Source organism: Burkholderia sp. Bp9012 (assembly GCF_003853825.1).
In the GTDB taxonomy this organism is placed as follows: Bacteria; Pseudomonadota; Gammaproteobacteria; order Burkholderiales; family Burkholderiaceae; genus Burkholderia; species Burkholderia diffusa.
In genome coordinates, this window is record NZ_QTQA01000029.1 from 38,477 (window position 1) to 56,015 (window position 17,539).

Genomic DNA, 17,539 nt, shown 5'->3' on the forward strand with positions numbered 1-17,539 from the left:
CCGCTCGATCCGGCAACCTCGAGCCCGCGCCTGCCGTCGAACGCCCGAAGCCGGCCGAATTATCAACTCACACGATTCAATCAAATTCCGCTAAGCCGATTTATCAATAATTGGTGTGCGTCTATAGTCACAGGCAAATCCCTTTTGCAGGCTCCCCACCATGAACCGCTTGCCCTCGCTTTACCTGTCCCACGGCGCCCCTACCCTGCCGATCGACCCGACACTGCCGTCCGGTGCGTTCACGCACCTCGGCGCCGAATTGCCTCGCCCGCGCGCGGTGCTGATGTTGTCCGCGCACTGGGGCACGCAACAGCCGGTCGCGAGCGTGGCCGCGCATCCTGAAACGATCCACGACTTCTACGGCTTCCCGCGCGCGCTGTACGAAATCCGGTACCCGGCACCCGGCGCGCCCGAGGTCGCCGAACGGGCGGCCGCGCTGCTGAACGCGGCCGGCATCGCGACCGCGACGACCGAGCACGGCCTCGACCACGGCGCGTGGGTGCCGATGCTGCTGATGTTCCCGGAGGCTGACGTGCCCGTCGCGCAGTTGTCGATCCAGCCCCGCGCGGACGCAGCCCATCACTTCGCGCTCGGCCGCGCGCTGCGGCCGCTGCGCGACGAAGGCGTGATGGTGATCGGCTCGGGCCAGATCACGCACAACCTGCGCGCGGCCGATTTCAGCGCGGCGCCCGAGGATGCGGACCCGCGCGTCGCGGAATTCACCGACTGGTTCGAGGCGAAGCTCGCCGCGCGCGATGTCGACGCGCTGCTCGACTATCGCCGGCAGGCGCCGCACGCGGCGCTGATGCATCCGACCGACGAACACCTGCTGCCGGTGTTCACCGCGCTCGGCGCGGCCGACGACGACTATCAGCTCGGCATCCAGTCGCTCGGCACGTATCAACGCGTGCTCGCGATGACGAACTACGTGTTCGCGAGCGCAGCCGCCTGAATCCGGCGACATAGCCGGCGGCCGCAAACAAAAAGCCCGCCCGAGCAGCGCTCGGACGGGCTTTTTTACGCTTTCCGCCACCGCCGATTCCGGTGGCGAGTCACGCGTCAGGCACCGACCCCTTCGAGGATCTCGTCATGCGACTCGCGCTCGTCGAGATACTGCGTCCGGTAGCCCGTATTCACGCCCCAGAAGTAGAACACCAGCGAGATGGCCGCGACGATCAGCATGTCCCAGCCGTACGGCAGCACGCCGTGACCGCCGAACTCCTTGCTGCCGATCAGCGACAGCACGGCCATCGTCGGCAGGTACGCGACCAGCCACCACGCGGCCTTCAGGTCGGCGCCCCAGCCGGTCCAGCCCGACTTCGCCTGGAAGTAGAAATACACCGGCAGCGCGACGATCATCAGCAGGATGATTTCGCCCGTCAGCGGCCACTTCGCCCAGTACAGGATCAGCGACGCGCAGACGAACGCGAACGGTGCAATCAGCTTCATCAGCGGGATCGACAGCGGACGCTCGATGTCGGTCGCCGCGCGGCGCAGCGCCATCAGGCTGATCGGGCCGGTCAGGTACGAGATCACCGTCGCGACCGAGATCACCGCCGCGAGCGAGCTCCAACCGCGGAAGAAGAACAGGAAGATGAACGACACGAGCAGGTTGAACCACATCGCCTGGCGCGGCACACCGTAGATCGGATGCACGTTGCCGAACATCTTCGGCATCGTGTTGTTGCGCTCCATCGCGTAGATCATGCGGGTGGTCGTCGCCATATAGGTCGTACCGGTGCCGCTCGGGCTGATGAACGCGTCGACATACAGCAGGATCGCGAGCCAGTTCAGGTTCAGCGCGATCGCGAGTTCCGCGAACGGCGACGAGAAGTTGAAGTGCGACCAGCCCTTTGCGACGTCGGCCGGATTCACCGAGCCGATGTACGCCATCTGCAGCAGCACGTAGATCACGAGTGCGATCAGGATCGAGGAGATCACCGCGAACGGCACGCTGCGCGACGGATTGCGCGCTTCACCGGCCAGGTTCACCGGGCTCTGGAAGCCGTTGAACGCGAACACGATGCCGCTCGTCGCGACCGCGGTCAGCACGGCCGACCAGCCATACGGCGCGAAGCTCGCATTCGACGCGGTGCCGAGGTTTTCCGGGTGGAAGCTCGACAGCATCAGGCCAAGGATCGTGAGGCCGGGGATCAGGAACTTGAAGATCGTGATCGCGGTGTTCGCACGCGCGAACGCCTTGACGCCCCAGTAGTTCAACATGAAGTAGATGACGACCAGCACGGCGGATAGCAGCAGGCCGGGTGTCGTCAGCTCGCCGTTCACGAACAACGCGTGCGCCCACGGATACGGCCACGTGCTCATGTACTGGATCGATGCTTCCGCTTCGATCGGAATCACCGATACGATCGCGATCCAGTTCGCCCACGCGCTGATGAAGCCCACCAGCGAACCGTGCGAGTAGCGCGCGTAGCGCACCATGCCGCCCGACTCGGGGAACATCGCGCCCAGTTCGGCATACGTCAGTGCAATCGCGAGAATCACGACCGCGCCGATGATCCATGCGCAAATCGCTGCCGGGCCGGCAATCTTCGCAGCCTTCCAGGCGCCGAACAGCCAGCCCGAGCCGATAATCGAACCCAGCCCCGTCAGCATCAGTGCAAACGGGCCGATGTTCCGTTGAATAGAACTCTTCACATCCTCTCCTATGTCTCAAAAAGCATGGTCGGCCTGCTGTCCGGGATCGGCTCGGATAGCACCGCGCATGCAATTTTGGGGGGAAGGATCACCCGATCGGGGCAACCCTTCCGCGCGGCGCGTAGTTTAACGGTTGCACCTGCAAGTTGGCGCCAAAATCGTTCGGCCCCTACAAAAAATTCGCATCGTTTGCAAGGTTTGTAAACCTGAACCCCGCAATAACCCTGAGTGCATGGAAATACGGTTGACCGCGCGACCGAATAGCCGTATAAACGACGTTGCAGGATTTCAAGCGGCGAGTGAATTGGTTCTTTCGTAGTTCGCCCATCAACGGTACTCCGGTTGGTCCTATTACCCCCTTCCTTGATTTTCCGCACCCATGGGCCTCGGCCCCGTTTTATCTTTTTAGGAACAAGTAACATGGCAACCGGTACCGTCAAGTGGTTCAATGACGCAAAGGGCTTCGGCTTCATCACCCCGGAAGGCGGCGGCGACGATCTGTTCGCGCACTTCTCGGAAATCCGCGTCGAAGGCTTCAAGACGCTGCAAGAAAACCAGAAGGTTGAATTCGAAGTGAAGACGGGCCCGAAGGGTCTGCAAGCTGCGAACATCCGTCCGGTCTAAGTTCGGCGCGATATTTCGTGTAAAAAAGCCCCGCTTCGGCGGGGCTTTTTGTTTTCCGGCGCGGGCCGCCTTGCGGCCACCGCCGACCCGCATGGCCTTCGCTCAGCCGAACAGCCGCTGCGCGTGAATGCCGAGCCCGGTCGCGACGCTCGCGAGGCGATCGCCGAATACCGGCTGCGCGTCCGGGAATGCGCCGGCGAGCGCACCCGACAGGAACGCGAGCCCGGTCGAGCCGCCGGTGAAATACAGCGCGCCGACATCGCGCGGCGCGACGCCCGCAAGCCGTACCGTTTCGCGCGCGGCGTCGACGATGCGCGCGGTGTCGTCGACGCTCGCATCGACGAGGCGTTCGGCGTCGAACGCGATCTGCAGATCCTCTTCCACGTCGTTCAGGTCGATCATCGTCTCCCCGCCCGCCGCCACGCCGATCTTCGCTTCTTCCGCGCGCGCCATCAGCGCATGCCCGAGCCGTTGCTCGACCACGCGCGTGAGCCGGTCGTACTGCCGTACGTCCTGGTACAGATGCTTCATCAGCTTCAGCTCGCCCAGCCGCTTCGGCGTGTAGACCGTGTTGATCAGGTGCCAGGTCGCAAGGTCGAAGTAGATCCGGTTCGGCAGCTCGCGCCCCTCGGGATCGAGCGCGCGGTAGCCGAACGCGGGCAGGATCGCCGCCAGCTCGACGCGGCGGTCGTAATCGGTGCCCGCGACGTGCACGCCGTGGTGAGCAAGCACGTCGTCCTTGCGCTCGAGGCGCGCCATCCGCTCCGGCCCGACGCGCACCAGCGAGAAGTCGGACGTGCCGCCGCCGATGTCGGCGACCAGCACGAGCCGCTCGGCCTGCTGGCGCGACTCGTAGTCGAACGCGGCCGCGATCGGCTCGTACTGGAAATGCACGTCCGTGAAACCGACCGACTGCGCGGCCGCTTCGAGCTGGTCCTGCGCGAGGCGGTCGGCGCGCGCATCGTCGTCAACGAAGAACACCGGCCGGCCGAGCACCGCGCGCCCGATCGGCGCGCCGGCGCGCGCTTCGGCCTTGCGCTTCAGGTGCGTCAGGAAACGCGCGATGATCTCCGTGTACGCCATCGCGCTGCCGTCGCCGAGATCGGTCGTGGTTTCCGCGAGCGGCGAGCCGAGGATGCTCTTCATCGAGCGCATCAGGCGGCCGTCGAAACCGTCGATATAGGAGGCCAGCGCCGCGCGGCCGTACTCGACCGTCTGCTCGTCGTTGTTGAAGAAGATCGCGGTGGGCAGCGTCAGGTGGTCGCCCTCGACGGGCGCGAGGCGCATGCCATCGCCGTCGGGCAGCGCCACGGCGGAATTGGACGTGCCGAAATCGATCGCGCAGTAAGTCATGGGAAGGTGCCGCAGCAGGGCCGGCGCGAAAACGGAAAGGACGGGCTTTTTATCATGAAGCCCGCCGGATCACAACCGGATCGCCCACCGATGCCGGCGCAACCGGCCCGGGGTCGCGATCAGGCGCACCCGCGGCGCACCGGCGACGGGTGCGGACGGGTCATCCAGCGCCACCACGCCGCCCGCGTGCTGCGCGCGCGCAACTGCCGCGGACAGCGTGCTCGACGAGCGCCTGCCCGATTGCGGATCAGGCTGCGGCGTCGAAACCCTTCTTCCAGGCGCCCGCATAGACGACTTCGCCGATCGCATGACGCGTGCGCGGCGCCTTTTCGCGATCGCGCAGAACCGGATCGAGTTTGTCTACGTTGCCGTAGTGGCCGAGCGAGATGATCGCCGGAATCGCGACGTCGGCCGGAATCTCGAATGCGTCGCGGAACGCCTTCGCGTCGAAGCCGCTCATCTGGTGTGCAGCAAGACCCAGCGCGTGCGCCTGCAGCACCAGCGACATCGCGGCCGCGCCCGCGTCGTACAGCGCGGTCGGCGCCGGCTCGCCCTTCGGCGTGAGCGTGTGCGCGGTCACGGCGATGAGCACCGGCGCCGGCGCGTTCCAGCCCTGGTTGAACGGCACCAGCGTCGCGAATGCGCGCTTGAACGCCGCTTCGTCCTGCGTGCGATCGAACACGATGAAGCGCCACGGTTGGGCGTTGTACGCGGACGGCGCCCAGCGAGCGGCTTCGAGCACCGCGTGCAGATCGGCGGCGCTGATCGGCTCGTCCGAGTACGCGCGCGGGCTCCAGCGGCCGGCGATCAGGTCGTGAATCGAAACAGTGGTGGGAGCAGGTTTGACGGACATGCGGTTCCTCGCTGACATCGATGAAGGGGCGCGAACGCCCGGCGAACCGAAAGCATAACCGCTCGAGGCGTCACGCGCCCGATCATCCCGCGCAATGCAAATCACGGATCCCGCATTGACCGGCCGCACCCGTGCATGGGCCGGCCGAAGCGCCGCGCTCAGGCGGCCTGCGCGGCCGCGCGGGACGGGCCGCGGTTGATCCGCAGCACGATCAGCGCGCCGATGATGCAGAGCCCGCCCGAGATCATCGACGCGATCGTATAGGTGCCGAGGCTCGCACGCAGCAGCCCCGCGCCGAGCGCCGCGAATGCCGCGCCGAGCTGGTGGCCGGCGACGATCCAGCCGAACACGACCGGCGCCGCGGCCTTGCCGAACACGTCGGTGGCGAGCCGCACCGTCGGCGGCACGGTCGCGATCCAGTCGAGCCCGTAGAACATCGCGAACAGCGGCAGCCCGAAGAAATCGATGCCGAACGCATGCGGCAGGTAGATCAGCGACAGCCCGCGCAGCCCGTAGTACCAGAACAGCAGCACGCGGTTGTCGTAGCGGTCGGACAGCCAGCCCGACAGCGTCGTGCCGAACAGGTCGAATACGCCCATCGCGGCGAGCAGCGATGCACCCTGCACTTCGGTCATCCCGTAGTCGCTGCACATCGCGATCAGGTGCGTGCCGACATAGCCGTTGGTGCTCGCGCCGCAAATGAAGAAGCTGAAGAACAGGAGCCAGAAGTCGCGCGAGCGGCTCGCCGTCAGCAGCGTGCGGAACGCGACCGCGAGCGGGTTCTCCTTCGTCGCGTCGGGCGCGGCCGGCGCGTCGGCCGGCTCGCCGTAGGGGCGCAGCTTCACGTCGGCCGGCCGCTCGGGCAGCAGGAACGCGACCAGCGGAATCACGATCGCGGCCGCCACCGCGACGACCAGCACGACCGGCCGCCAGCCATGACGCTGCGCGATCGCCGCGAGCATCGGCAGGAACACGAGCTGACCGGTGGCCGTGCTCGCCGTGAGGATGCCCATCACCAGGCCGCGCCGCGCATGGAACCAGCGCGTGACGAAGGTCGCCGACAGCGTCAGCGCGACGACGCCGGTCGAGCAGCCGACCATCAGGCCCCAGATCACGACCATCTGCCAGCTCTGCGTCATCATCGACGACAGCGCGACGCCCGCGCTCATGGTCACCAGCGCGGTCAGGATCGTCGGCCGCAGCCCGAAGCGCTGCATCGCGGCGGCCGCGAACGGGCCCGTCAGGCCGTACAGCGCAATGTTCACCGAAATCGCCAGCGAAATCGCCGCGCGGCTCCAGCCGAGTTCGCGCTCGAGCGGCACCATCAGCACGCTCGGTGTCGCACGCGTCCCGGCCGCGGCCAGCAGGATCAGGAAAACCACCGCCGCCGCGAGCCATCCATAGTGGAAACGCCCGCCGATTCGTGTCACTGCCCAGTTCATGTCGTCGCTCTCCAATTGGCGGGCCGGCACCCGCGCGCCGGCCCCGCGTCACCACCAGGCCACCTCCGCCGCATGCTGCATCGGCTGACCGGGGCCGATACCTGGCATCTGTCTGTCGATCCGGCCGGCATTGTTACCGCTCGGTCACAAGTGTGTTGCGATCGTAGTGACCAGTCGGTAACATGTCAAGCAATTCATCACGCAGTCGAGGGTCATCATGTCGGGCATCGAGGCCGCCAACAAGCCGCCGGCACGTCGCACGCGCCAGCCGATCGCCGCGGCCGCCGCGCAGGAACACCTGCTGCGCGCCGCCGAGGAGCTGTTTTACAAGGAAGGGGTGCGCGCGGTCGGCGTCGAAGCGGTCGTGGAACGCGCGGGCGTCAACAAGATGAGCCTGTACCGCCAGTTCTCGTCGAAGGACGAGCTGATCCTCGCGTATCTCGAACGGATGGATGCGTGCTTCTTCGAGCGCCTCGATTCGAGCGTCGCGAAGCATCCCGGCCAGCCGAAGGCGCAGTTGATCCAGTATTTCGTCGATCTCGCGGAGCGCGCGACGCAGAAGGACTATCGCGGCTGCCCGTTCGTCAACGTCGCGGCCGAATTCCCCGATGCGTCGCATCCGGCGCGCGAACGCGTCGCGCAAAACAAGGAGCGGCTGATGAAGCGATTCGTCGAGCTATGCGAAGGCGCAGGCGCCCGGCAGCCGAAAGCGCTGGCCGATGCGCTCGCGCTCGTGGTCGAGGGCATCTACGCGGCCAGCCAGACCTACCGGCACGGCGAAACGCCGATCGGCACCGCGCCCGCGCTGGTCACGCAACTGATCGAAGCCGCCTGCGCGTGACAGGCGGCGCACGCCCGAACCCCGCGTGCTCGCTCCCGCTACAATGCGGCCCTCGCTTCCGCCTTGCCCGACTGCCCTCGCCATGACCGATACCCGCCCCGATTCGCACGACGACATCCTCGCCGCCACGCGGCACTGGCTCGCGCGCGCGGTGATCGGGCTCAATCTGTGCCCGTTCGCGAAGAGCGTCTATGTGAAGGAGCAGGTGCGCTATGCGATCAGCGAAGCGACGACGCTCGAGGACGCGCTCGCCGACCTCGAAACCGAGTTGCGCGCGCTCGAAGCGGCGGATCCGCAGCAGGTCGACACGACGCTCGTGATCTATCCGCGCGCGTTCGCTGATTTCGTCGACTACAACGACGCGCTGTTCTTCGCCGACCGGCTCGTGCGGCAACTGCGGCTCGACGGCGTGCTGCAGATCGCGAGCTTCCATCCCGAGTACCGGTTCGAAGGCAGCGAAGCCGACGACATCGAGAACTACACGAACCGCGCGCCGTATCCGATCCTGCACCTGCTGCGCGAGGACAGCATCGCACGCGCGGTCGACGCGTTCCCGGACGCGTCCGCGATCTACGAGAAAAACCAGGAAACGCTGCGCCGCCTCGGCCACGACGGCTGGCGTGAATGGATGCGCCGGCCGGGCGACGACGTCTGACGCGTCGCGCAACGGCCGTCCGCCGCGCGGCAAACGGGCCGCGAGTCGGCCTGCCTCAGTCCGGGGCCTGCTCGACGGCCTCGCCCGCCGCCGCCGCGGGCGCCGGCGCGAAGAAGCGCTCGTTCAGTTCGGCGAGCCCGAACATGCCGAGGATCTCGTTCAGCCGCTCGCCGGGCTTGCGGCGCGGCAGGTTCTTGTACTGCGCGATGATCAGCTCGTTCTTCATCGAGTGTTCCCAGCCGACCAGCTCGGTCACGCTGACCTGATAGCCGTGCGCCTCGAGCTGCAGGCAGCGCAGCACGTTGGTGATCTGGCTGCCGAATTCGCGCGTATGCAGCGGATGCCGCCACACTTCGGTCAGCGCGTTCGCGAGCGACTTGCCCTTGTTCCTGCGCAGCACGCCCGCGACTTCCGCCTGGCAGCACGGCACCAGCACGATGTGCTGCGCGCGCTTCGCGAGCGCGAAACGGATCGCATCGTCGGTTGCCGTGTCGCATGCATGCAGCGCGGTGACGACATCGACCGTTTCGGGCAGCTTCGGCGACGTGATCGAATCGGCGACCGACAGGTTCAGGAACGACATGCCGCCGAATCCGAGTCGCGCGGCGAGTTCGGTGGAACGCGCGACGAGCTCCTCGCGCGTCTCGATCCCGTACACGTGCGACGCGAACGCCGGTGTGCCGTGCCCCGGCTGCTGCTTGAAGAACAGGTCGTACAGGATGAAGCCGAGATACGACTTGCCGGCGCCGTGATCGACGAGCGTCACGCTGCCCTTGTCGGCCTGCACGCTCGCGAGTAGCGGCTCGATGAACTGGAACAGGTGATAGACCTGCTTCAGCTTGCGGCGGCTGTCCTGGTTCAGCTTGCCGTCGCGGGTGAGGATGTGCAGCTCCTTCAGCAGCTCGATGGACTGCTCCGGACGGATTTCGTAGGTCTTGTTCGACATCGTGAAGCGTCGCCGGGCCACGGTCGGTCGACCACGGCCCGGCGGCGGGAATTCGTGAGGAATGGCGACAGTTTACCGAAAATACGCGATCAGGCTCGCGCGCCGAGCCGCCAGAGCGACGTGACCTCGGCGCGGCGTGCCGCGTGCAGCGGGTCGTCCGCGTCGGCCGACTTGGGGTGCGCGGGGCGGATGTCTTCACGGCCGAGCACGACGAGCCCGGCTTCGTCGATCCATTGCAGCAGCGTGTCCCGCGGCCGCAGGCCGAGATGTTCGGCGAAATCGGACAGGATCAGCCAGCCTTCGCCGCCCGGTTCCAGATGGTCGGCGAGCCCCGCGAGGAAACCGCGCAGCATGCGGCTGTCGGGATCGTAGACCGCGTATTCGATCGGCGCGCTCGGACGGGCCGGCACCCACGGCGGGTTGCAGACGACGAGCGGCGCGCGGCCGGCCGGAAACAGGTCGGCTTCGACGACCTCGACGCGCTCGGCATGACCGAGCCGCGCGACGTTCTCGCGAGCGCACGCGAGCGCGCGCGGATCCTGATCGGTCGCGACGATGCGCTCGACACCGCGCGACGCCAGCACGGCCGCGAGCACGCCGGTGCCCGTGCCGATGTCGAACGCGAGCGACGTCGCGGGCAGCGGCGTGCGCGCGACGAGTTCGACGTATTCGCCGCGCACCGGCGAAAACACACCGTAATGCGGATGGATCAGCGCGCCGCCGAGCGCCGGAATCGGCACGCCCTTCTTGCGCCATTCGTGCGCGCCGACGAGGCCGAGCAGCTCGCGCAGCGACACGACCGACGGCGCGCCGCCCGGGCCGTATGCTTCCTCGCACGCTGCACGCACGTCGGGCGCGCGGCGCAGCGGGATCGTATAGTCGGCGTCGAGCGGGATCAGCAGCATCCCGAGCGTGCGGGCACGCTGCGATTGCGCGAGGCGATGCAGGTTGAATGCGTCGACGCCCACCGCGGCCTTCGCCTTCTTCGGCTTGCGTTCGACGCGGCGCGCCATCGCCTGCACGAGCTGGCGCGCGTTCTGGAAGTCGCCCTGCCAGACGAGCGCGGTGCCCTCGCACGCGAGGCGGTACGCGGCGTCGGCGGTGAGGCGGTCGTCGGCGGGCACGGCGCGCCTGGGCGGCTGCACGCCGGCTTCGGAGCGCCAGCGCACGGCATGTTCGGCGCCGTCGGCGTCGGTCCAGTGGAAAACGGAGAAATCGGTCACGCGAGCTCGGCTACGGTTGGCTTCAGACAGGCGGCGCTACAGGAGCGCGCCGCGCGGACCACACCATACCGCGCTTTGCCCGCGCGGCAAAGCGCGGGCGACCGCCCTGGCATTGCGCAGGCAGCCTACCCGCCCCACCCCGGCATCGCCGGCATGCGCAACGTGCCCGCATCGCGGAAATGCACGCTGCCGAGCACGCCGCCCGCGAGCCGGCCGCGCAGCGCGTACGGCAACTCGCCGTTGGCCGCCGCGCCGGGCAGGTTCCACGCCTGCCGCGCGGCGGCGAACGCCGACACCGAAACGGGCACGTCGATCACGGCCTCGCCGAAGCGCGGCACGACACCCGCGCGATCGCTCACGCCGCTCGCGAACGGCGTGCCGTTCAGTTCGAGTGCGACCGAAATGCCGTCGTATTCGATCGGCGTGTCATTCGGGTTCTGCACGCGCAGTTTCAGGCTGAAGCGCATCTCGAGGCCCTGGCCGACGAGCGGATCGAGCCCGGCGACGGTCACGCTCACCGGCTCGCGCGTCAGACCCGCGCAACCGCCGAGCACGAAGACGGCGGCGAACAGCAGCAGCATGGCGCGCAGCGGCGCGATATGGAACAGGGCTCGTGGCATGGGCTGGCCTCCTTGCGGCAATCGATTTGACGGATCGTCGCTGCATTGTACCGAGCGCGCCACGCTCCACCCTGATTCGTAGTTTCCGCGCACCGCCGAGATCGTTAATAGATTAAAACTACGAAAACAAGTAGTCGAATGGAAAGCGAATTAATGCCTTCCAGCATTCAATGGTGCGCAAAAGATTCAATCGAATCACTTTCTAATTTTTTCGTTTCCTTTACCCAAAACCATCAAGTATATTTACGCATCCTTCGAGCAGGCCGACAAACCTTCAAGCCGCATGACGGCGATTTTACGGAACGGCGACACGCCGTCCTTCCGTCCTGCGGCCTTGCACGGCCAGCCCCGTGGGTCGTCGGTTCAAAGGGAATGCACGCCCGCGCAGGGCGGGCGGCCCCGTGTCGTGCGCGCGAAATCAATTCAGTACAACACGCGCCCGGCCATTTTGAACCGGCAAGTTAACCGACATCCGGAAACACAGAGGGGGCAGTAAACCATGATTACCTTCACGTAGTCGGCCGGCCGTCTTTTCGAATAATCCGTCATTGGCATTTCTCGTCGCTGTTGATTAACGGCGAGGGATTTCCTTTGCCGGCGTTTTCGCAGCACTGAACGATTCTTTCAACAATCGAGGTTTCAGTCATGTCGATCAACATTCACAAGATGCGTTACCTGCCGCTGGTCGCCGCACTCGCGCTCGCCGGGTGCGGCGGCGACGACAGCGGTGTCGGCTCGGCTTCCGCGCTCAGCTCCGCCGGCGCGCCGCACTCGAGCTCGTCGCCCGCCGCCAACACGCCGCCGAGCGCGTCCAATGTCGACAAGAGCGTGTCGCCTGTCGAACTGCCGGACACCGTGGTACCCGTCAACTACCGGCTGTGGTTCCGACCGAACGATGCGCTGAACGCGTTCGACGGGCGCGCCGACGTCGAGATCAAGGTGCTGAAGCCGGTCAACAACATCGTCATCGCCGGTCACCGGATCAAGTTCACGAACGGCCGCATCACGCTGCAGCCGGGCAACATCCAGCTGATCGCGACGCCGCAGGACAAGGGCGACTTCTACCAGCTGCGTCCCGTCGCCGGCACGATCTCGCCGGGCAACTATTCGCTCCACATGGAGTGGTCGGGCATCATCAACTTCAAGTCGTACGACGATCCGGCCACGCAGACGGGCGGCAGTTGCGGCGACGATCCGTATCCGGGCTGCTCGGCCGCGGAAGGCGTGTTCCGTGTCGACCTGAAGAGCACCGACGGCACGACGAGCGGCGCGATCCTCACGCAGGGCGAAACCAACCTGTCGCGCCAGTGGTTCCCGGGTTGGGACGAGCCGGCATTCCGGCCGACTTATGAAGTGACGGCCGAAGTGCCGCAGAACTGGCGCGTCGTGTCGAACGCGGCCGAGAAACCGTCGACCAACGTCGGCGGCGGCTACAAGCTCGTGCAGTTCGAGAAGACGCCGCCGATGCCGTCGTACCTGCTGTTCTTCGGCGGCGGCATGTTCGACACCTACGAGGACGATTTCTCGAGCCCCCTGCCGGGCGGCAAGGGCGGTCTGCACCTGCGCGTGTTCACGCCGCCGGGCATGAGCGACTGGGCGAAGCCGGCGATGGACCGCACCAAGCAGGCGCTCGACTTCTACTACCGCTATACGGGCATCCCGCTGCCGCTGACGAAGTTCGACACGGTCGCCGCGAACGATGCGTTCAAGGAGCAGAAGGACCTGAACTTCGGCGGGATGGAGAACTGGGGGTCGATCCTCGAGTTCGCCGACGACATCCTGCCGCAACCGGGCCAGCCGATGTCGCACTACGGTAACGAGGTGCTGACGCACGAAGTCGCGCACCAGTGGTTCGGCGACCTCGTCACGACCGACTGGTGGGACAACGTCTGGCTCAATGAATCGTTCGCGACGTTCTTCGAGACGAAGACGACGATCCAGTTCTTCCCCGACGAGTTCAGCTGGCTCGATCAGGTAAAGAACAAGTATCGCGTGATCAATCGCGACATCGGCCCGAACGCATTCCCGGTCGCGCCGAACTTCAATGACTGGGCGTCGAACGACTTCGTGCTGAGCGCGAGCGCGTTCACCTACGACAAGGGCGGCCACGTGCTGAAGACGCTCGAGAACTATCTCGGCGAGCAAACCTTGCGCAAGGGCTTGCAGCAATACTTGGTCGATTACTCGTTCGGCAACGGCACACCGAAGCGCCTGTGGGATGCGCTGTCGAAGGCGAGCGGCCAGCCGGTCGGCCCGATCGGCGACAGCTACGTGCGCCAGACGGGCGTGCCGCTGATCTCGCTCGACACGCAGTGCGACATGACGAAGAACCAGACGGTCGTCACGCTGAAACAGCAGCCCTTCCCGAACAAGAACGCGTATCCGGGCCTGCAGTGGACGGTACCGATCACGCTCGCGTACGGCCAGGGGCTCGCGAAACACACGACGCTCGCGCTGAAGGATACGCAGACGCAGACGCGGATCGACGGCTGCACGGGCGTGGTCGCGGATCCGAGTGGTCTCGACTACTACGTCGTGAACTACAGCGACGCCGCGTGGAGCGGCCTGCTCACGCAGGTCAACGGCTCGACCGATCCGGTGCTGCTCGCGAACCTGAAGAGCGAGGCCGCGCTGCTCGTCGCGAACAACCTCGCGCCGGCTTCGCGTTCGACGTCGATCGGCTCGGTCGCCTCGCCGGCCGCGATGAAGCTGCGCCAGACGCCGAGCTTCGGCGGCATCGCGCCGACGGTGAAGGAACGTCCGTCGCTGCGCTACCAGGGCATGTTCAAGCCGCGCAAGACGCTGGTTCAGTAACGTCGTGGTCCGGCCGGCCGGTGCCGCGGAGTTTGCGGCGCCGGCCGGCGTTCAATCTTTCACGTCCTTCGACAGGCTCCGGATGCGGGGCCTGTTTTTTTGCGGCCGCCGCTAGCGATCATCGCGCCGGCGAAACGCCCACCACGCGGCGAGCGCGGTAAAGCCCGCGACCAGCAGCACCATCAGCCAGAACCCGTGCTTGTTCTCCGAGAACGGCACGCCGCCGACGTTCATCCCGAAGAAGCCCGCGACGATGTTGATCGGCAGTGCGATCACGGTCACCAGCGTCAGCGTGAACAGCGTCCGGTTGTTCTGCTCGTCGAGCCGCGAACCGATCTCTTCCTGCAACAGCTTGATCCGCTCGTTGAGCCCCGACAGGTCGGCGAGCACCAGCGAGAACTCCTCGGTCGACTCGCGCAGTTCCTGCACGTCTTCGGCATGCAGCCACGCGGGCGGTTTCGCGAGCAGCCGGAAGATCGACCCCGGCTCGGGCGCGAGCATGCGCTGCAGCCGCGTCAGCGTACGGCGCATCGCGCCGAGTTCGACGCGATTCGACGTGAGCCGTTGCGACAGGAAGCGATCCTCGATGCGGTCGACGTCGATGCTCGTGCGCCGCATGATCTGGATCAGCAGGTCGGCCTGGTCGCGCAGCAGGTGCACGAGCAGTTCGGCCGGCGACCGGAACCGTTCGCCGTCGCGCACGCAGGCGCGCAGCGTGTCGACCGAGCGCAGCGGCTTGAGCCGCGCGGTGACCATGATGCGCCGCTCGACGTGGACGAACAGCGTCGCGATTTCCGACGGCGTCAGCTCGAGGTTGAACATCACGTCGTTCACGATCGCGCGCAACGCGCCGTCCTCCTGCTCGATGCGCGTCGAGCGCGATCCTTCGTGAAGGAATTCGAAGAAGCTGTCGGGCAATCCGAGGTGCGTGCGCATCCAGCGCTCGCTCGCGCCGTGCGCGAGATTGAAGTGCAGCCAGACGAAATCGTCCGAAGTAGCTGCCTCGCGCGCGCGGCACGTGCGCAGCCATGCGGCGGCCGCGTCGGCATCGAGCATCGCACCCGATCCGCCCGGGACGAAGCGGAATCCGCACACCATGCCGGACGTATCGGCGCCGTAAGTCTGTACGATCAGATCCATCGTGTCGAAGGTCGTGCGGCGCGGCCGCGCCGCGCATCGCGCATTGCGGCGCCACGCCGGGAAATGAAAGGAAACGTATGCCCGACGTATGCGACATTTTCGTGACGGGGTCACATACGGACGTCCGGCGTCGGACAGCCCCAAAAAGCAATGCGCCGCCCATTGGGCGGCGCATGTGCGATGAGCAGGCCGGCGTGACGCCTCGCTACTGCCGCGTCTCCGACTGCGCGGCGGTCGGGCAGGCGGGATCCTTGCCCCAATGGCCGTCGCAGACGCGCCACCGGCACAGCTGATCCTCGAAGAAGCCGCGCTCCGAGCACTCCTTCACGCGCGCTGCGAGCGAACCGCCCGTCGTGGCGGCCGTCTTGGTCGGCACGACCTGCCCCTTCTGCGCGGCGACCTTCTTGTCCGCCGGCTTCGTGCGTGCGACGAGCGCGGCGAGCAGGTCCGCATCCGGGTCGTCCTTCCCGGCGGCCTTTGCGCTCGCGGTACGGGTCGTCGCGTCGCGACGCTTCTTCGCCTGCGCGAGCTCCGCCTGCTGTTCCTTGTGGTGCTTGCGGGCCTCCGCCTTCGCGTCGGCCTTCGCATCGGCCTTGCTGCGTGCGGCGACCTTGCCGCTCTGCGCGGCGTCGGCCTTCGCGGTTTTCGCCGTCGCAGCCGCGGCGGCGGCCGTCGCGGCGACGGCGCCAGCCGTGGCCGCGCCCGATGCATCGTCGGCACCGTTCGCGAGCGCGCGCGACAAGCGGCTGTTGTCCGCGCCCGACGCGCCCGATGCGGACGCAACGGTCTGGGACGCCGCATCGTCATTGACGATCGTGGCCGGTTGCGCGGCAGGAGCGGCCGACGCGGCATTCTGCGCGACCTGCACGGCGCCGTCGCTGGCTGCCTCGGCCTTCGCCGCTGCCTGCGCGGGCGCGGCGGCCACGACAGCCTGTTCGCCGGATTGCTGCTGCCAGCGCCATGCCCCCCAGCCGCCGACGGCGACCACGAGCGCGACGACAGCCGCGATCGGCCCCTTCAGCGAGCGGCGCGGCGCTTCGGCCGGCGGCGTGACACGTCCTTCCAGATTCGCGAGAATGCGCGACTGCTGCGGTCCACCCTCACCTGCCGGTTTGGTATCGGACAGCAGGCTCGGCGGGGTTTTCGAATTTGAATTTTCCGGCGCACTCATTCAGCGTCTCATTGAATCCTGGTTTAATTCACCGCGATAATATAGCCCGGCCTCTCAAAGCAGCCTGATTCTAAGAGCAAGCATTGCAAAACACAATCAATTCCAATTTCCGGGGATTTCGTTGATTGCCGTCGCACTCGTCGCCTATTTCGCCCTTGCCGTCGCGGTCGCGGCACTGTTGCTTTTACCGGGTATCCGCACGGCGGTTTTCGAATCCGTCGCCCAGTTTCACGGCCGCCTGACGCGCCGCGCGAACGCTCGCGCCGCACGCACGCGAAGTCAGATTGTTAAATCGGCAACCGTTACGCGCGGCGCATTAAGCGATGTGCAAAATTTACTGATTCGGCGACGCTTGATGATTATGGTGTCGGCAGGTATTCTTGCGACGCCGCCATTGGTGGCCATTGCGTTACGCGGTCGGCAATTGTTTCAGTACGACGACACGGCGCGCGTGCCGGACGAGAAGATCGCCGCGCTGCTGCAGGGCGAACAGCTCGTGCCGCCCCCGCCGTTGCCGCCGGAAGTCTTTGCCACGAAGGAAGTCGAACAGGTGCGGCCGGCACTGAAGGACGCGAGCCGCGACTGGAACCTGCTGGATCCCGATTTCCGTACGCGTTTGCTGCTGGTCTACAAGATCATGCACGAACAATATGGTTACGAGATGGCGCTGCTGGAAGGTTATCGGAGCCCGGAACGACAGAACCGGCTCGCGCAAATGGGCACCAACGTGACCAATGCGGCGGCCTTCCAGAGTTATCACCAATTCGGGCTCGCGAGCGACAACGCGTTTCTGCGCGACGGCAAGCTGGTCATTTCCGAGAAAGATCCCTGGGCGATGCGCGGCTACCAGTTGTACGGACAGGTTGCCGAACAGGTCGGCCTGACCTGGGGAGGCCGATGGAAAATGATGGATCTCGGGCACGTGGAATACCATAAACCCGGTTTTAAACTGGGACGCGGCAGCTAGTCAGGGCTGCCGGACAAGAAATAATGAGGGCGGCATGGGGCTTTTTAATCATCCGGCAGGAAACGATTTGAGCGGCGCAATCGATCGGGCATTCCGTTGCACGATTTTTTCCGATCGCCGCTTCCGTTTTAATTCTCACAGCGTCCTTTCATTATTGCGCGCGCCTTCTCCGATGCCGCGGGCGCATTGATGCCAGCCCCCTTCATCCCGTTTGACAGCATGGCGACACATC

General features: G+C 66.1%; 15 protein-coding genes. 6 read left to right on the plus strand and 9 right to left on the minus strand.

From position 1 onward, the window contains the following. The first annotated feature begins 160 nt into the window (after nucleotides 1–160). Entirely contained in the window at nucleotides 161–952 is a 792-nt protein-coding gene (locus DIE11_RS30250) for a class III extradiol ring-cleavage dioxygenase (RefSeq protein ID WP_059607887.1), read from the plus strand. Nucleotides 953–1,059: 107 nt separating this feature from the next. Here DIE11_RS30250 and DIE11_RS30255 read toward each other — a convergent pair whose 3' ends face one another. After that, nucleotides 1,060–2,658 carry an APC family permease gene (locus DIE11_RS30255; RefSeq protein WP_124629094.1) on the minus strand — a complete coding sequence of 533 codons (1,599 nt, stop codon included), beginning with the start codon at nucleotides 2,656–2,658 and terminating at the stop codon, nucleotides 1,060–1,062. Between the two features lie 420 nt (nucleotides 2,659–3,078). Between DIE11_RS30255 and DIE11_RS30265 the strand changes: the two genes are divergently transcribed. After that, nucleotides 3,079–3,282 carry a cold-shock protein gene (locus tag DIE11_RS30265; RefSeq protein ID WP_006477070.1) on the plus strand — a complete coding sequence of 68 codons (204 nt, stop codon included), beginning with the start codon at nucleotides 3,079–3,081 and terminating at the stop codon, nucleotides 3,280–3,282. Nucleotides 3,283–3,384: 102 nt separating this feature from the next. Here DIE11_RS30265 and DIE11_RS30270 read toward each other — a convergent pair whose 3' ends face one another. From DIE11_RS30270 to DIE11_RS30280, 3 genes are all read right to left on the minus strand, one after another. Beyond that, the gene (locus DIE11_RS30270) at nucleotides 3,385–4,635 is read right to left on the minus strand and encodes an Hsp70 family protein (RefSeq protein WP_124629096.1); all 1,251 of its coding nucleotides are present in this window, start codon (nucleotides 4,633–4,635) and stop codon (nucleotides 3,385–3,387) included. Between the two features lie 247 nt (nucleotides 4,636–4,882). Continuing rightward, nucleotides 4,883–5,488: a nitroreductase family protein gene (locus DIE11_RS30275; protein ID WP_124629097.1), complete on the minus strand. Its 606-nt coding sequence runs from the start codon at nucleotides 5,486–5,488 to the stop codon at nucleotides 4,883–4,885. Nucleotides 5,489–5,646: 158 nt separating this feature from the next. After that, a complete protein-coding gene (locus DIE11_RS30280) occupies nucleotides 5,647–6,930 on the minus strand; it encodes an MFS transporter (protein ID WP_059607883.1) in 1,284 nt (427 codons plus the stop codon). 217 nt (nucleotides 6,931–7,147) lie between these two features. Here DIE11_RS30280 and DIE11_RS30285 point away from each other — a divergent pair, with 217 nt between their 5' ends. Next, nucleotides 7,148–7,771: a TetR/AcrR family transcriptional regulator gene (locus DIE11_RS30285; RefSeq protein ID WP_059607882.1), complete on the plus strand. Its 624-nt coding sequence runs from the start codon at nucleotides 7,148–7,150 to the stop codon at nucleotides 7,769–7,771. Nucleotides 7,772–7,853: 82 nt separating this feature from the next. Continuing rightward, nucleotides 7,854–8,426, plus strand: a complete 573-nt coding sequence (locus DIE11_RS30290) for a DUF1415 domain-containing protein (protein ID WP_059692336.1) — start codon at nucleotides 7,854–7,856, stop codon at nucleotides 8,424–8,426. Nucleotides 8,427–8,481: 55 nt separating this feature from the next. Here DIE11_RS30290 and DIE11_RS30295 read toward each other — a convergent pair whose 3' ends face one another. The 3 genes from DIE11_RS30295 to DIE11_RS30305 all read right to left on the minus strand — a co-directional run bounded on the left by DIE11_RS30295 (nucleotide 8,482) and on the right by DIE11_RS30305 (nucleotide 11,215). Further along, nucleotides 8,482–9,372, minus strand: a complete 891-nt coding sequence (locus tag DIE11_RS30295; RefSeq protein ID WP_059607880.1) for an SAM-dependent methyltransferase — start codon at nucleotides 9,370–9,372, stop codon at nucleotides 8,482–8,484. 89 nt (nucleotides 9,373–9,461) lie between these two features. Further along, entirely contained in the window at nucleotides 9,462–10,595 is a 1,134-nt protein-coding gene (locus DIE11_RS30300) for a class I SAM-dependent methyltransferase (protein ID WP_124629099.1), read from the minus strand. Between the two features lie 125 nt (nucleotides 10,596–10,720). After that, nucleotides 10,721–11,215: an LEA type 2 family protein gene (locus DIE11_RS30305; RefSeq protein WP_124629101.1), complete on the minus strand. Its 495-nt coding sequence runs from the start codon at nucleotides 11,213–11,215 to the stop codon at nucleotides 10,721–10,723. A gap of 645 nt (nucleotides 11,216–11,860) precedes the next feature. Between DIE11_RS30305 and DIE11_RS30315 the strand changes: the two genes are divergently transcribed. Further along, nucleotides 11,861–14,029: a M1 family metallopeptidase gene (locus DIE11_RS30315; RefSeq protein ID WP_124629103.1), complete on the plus strand. Its 2,169-nt coding sequence runs from the start codon at nucleotides 11,861–11,863 to the stop codon at nucleotides 14,027–14,029. Between the two features lie 111 nt (nucleotides 14,030–14,140). Here the strand turns inward: DIE11_RS30315 and DIE11_RS30320 are convergent, their stop codons facing one another. Then, nucleotides 14,141–15,169 (minus strand): transporter, encoded by a 1,029-nt coding sequence (locus DIE11_RS30320; RefSeq protein ID WP_124629104.1) that lies wholly within the window; start codon nucleotides 15,167–15,169, stop codon nucleotides 14,141–14,143. A gap of 205 nt (nucleotides 15,170–15,374) precedes the next feature. Then, nucleotides 15,375–16,340, minus strand: coding sequence for a phage tail protein (locus DIE11_RS30325; RefSeq protein WP_124629106.1), 966 nt, complete (start codon nucleotides 16,338–16,340; stop codon nucleotides 15,375–15,377). Between the two features lie 121 nt (nucleotides 16,341–16,461). On the opposite strand from DIE11_RS30325, the gene DIE11_RS30330 reads away from it, so the two are divergent. Next, nucleotides 16,462–17,307: a M15 family metallopeptidase gene (locus tag DIE11_RS30330; protein WP_059607874.1), complete on the plus strand. Its 846-nt coding sequence runs from the start codon at nucleotides 16,462–16,464 to the stop codon at nucleotides 17,305–17,307. Nucleotides 17,308–17,539 lie beyond the last annotated feature (232 nt).

Coding starts and splice junctions, on each gene's coding strand:
- DIE11_RS30320 (WP_124629104.1), bottom strand. CDS start 15,169: ATGGATCTGATCGTACAGACTTACGGCGCCGATACGTCCGGCATGGTG.
- DIE11_RS30290 (WP_059692336.1), top strand. CDS start 7,854: ATGACCGATACCCGCCCCGATTCGCACGACGACATCCTCGCCGCCACG.
- DIE11_RS30305 (WP_124629101.1), bottom strand. CDS start 11,215: ATGCCACGAGCCCTGTTCCATATCGCGCCGCTGCGCGCCATGCTGCTG.
- DIE11_RS30250 (WP_059607887.1), top strand. CDS start 161: ATGAACCGCTTGCCCTCGCTTTACCTGTCCCACGGCGCCCCTACCCTG.
- DIE11_RS30295 (WP_059607880.1), bottom strand. CDS start 9,372: ATGTCGAACAAGACCTACGAAATCCGTCCGGAGCAGTCCATCGAGCTG.
- DIE11_RS30270 (WP_124629096.1), bottom strand. CDS start 4,635: ATGACTTACTGCGCGATCGATTTCGGCACGTCCAATTCCGCCGTGGCG.
- DIE11_RS30280 (WP_059607883.1), bottom strand. CDS start 6,930: ATGAACTGGGCAGTGACACGAATCGGCGGGCGTTTCCACTATGGATGG.
- DIE11_RS30275 (WP_124629097.1), bottom strand. CDS start 5,488: ATGTCCGTCAAACCTGCTCCCACCACTGTTTCGATTCACGACCTGATC.
- DIE11_RS30315 (WP_124629103.1), top strand. CDS start 11,861: ATGTCGATCAACATTCACAAGATGCGTTACCTGCCGCTGGTCGCCGCA.
- DIE11_RS30325 (WP_124629106.1), bottom strand. CDS start 16,340: ATGAGTGCGCCGGAAAATTCAAATTCGAAAACCCCGCCGAGCCTGCTG.
- DIE11_RS30285 (WP_059607882.1), top strand. CDS start 7,148: ATGTCGGGCATCGAGGCCGCCAACAAGCCGCCGGCACGTCGCACGCGC.
- DIE11_RS30265 (WP_006477070.1), top strand. CDS start 3,079: ATGGCAACCGGTACCGTCAAGTGGTTCAATGACGCAAAGGGCTTCGGC.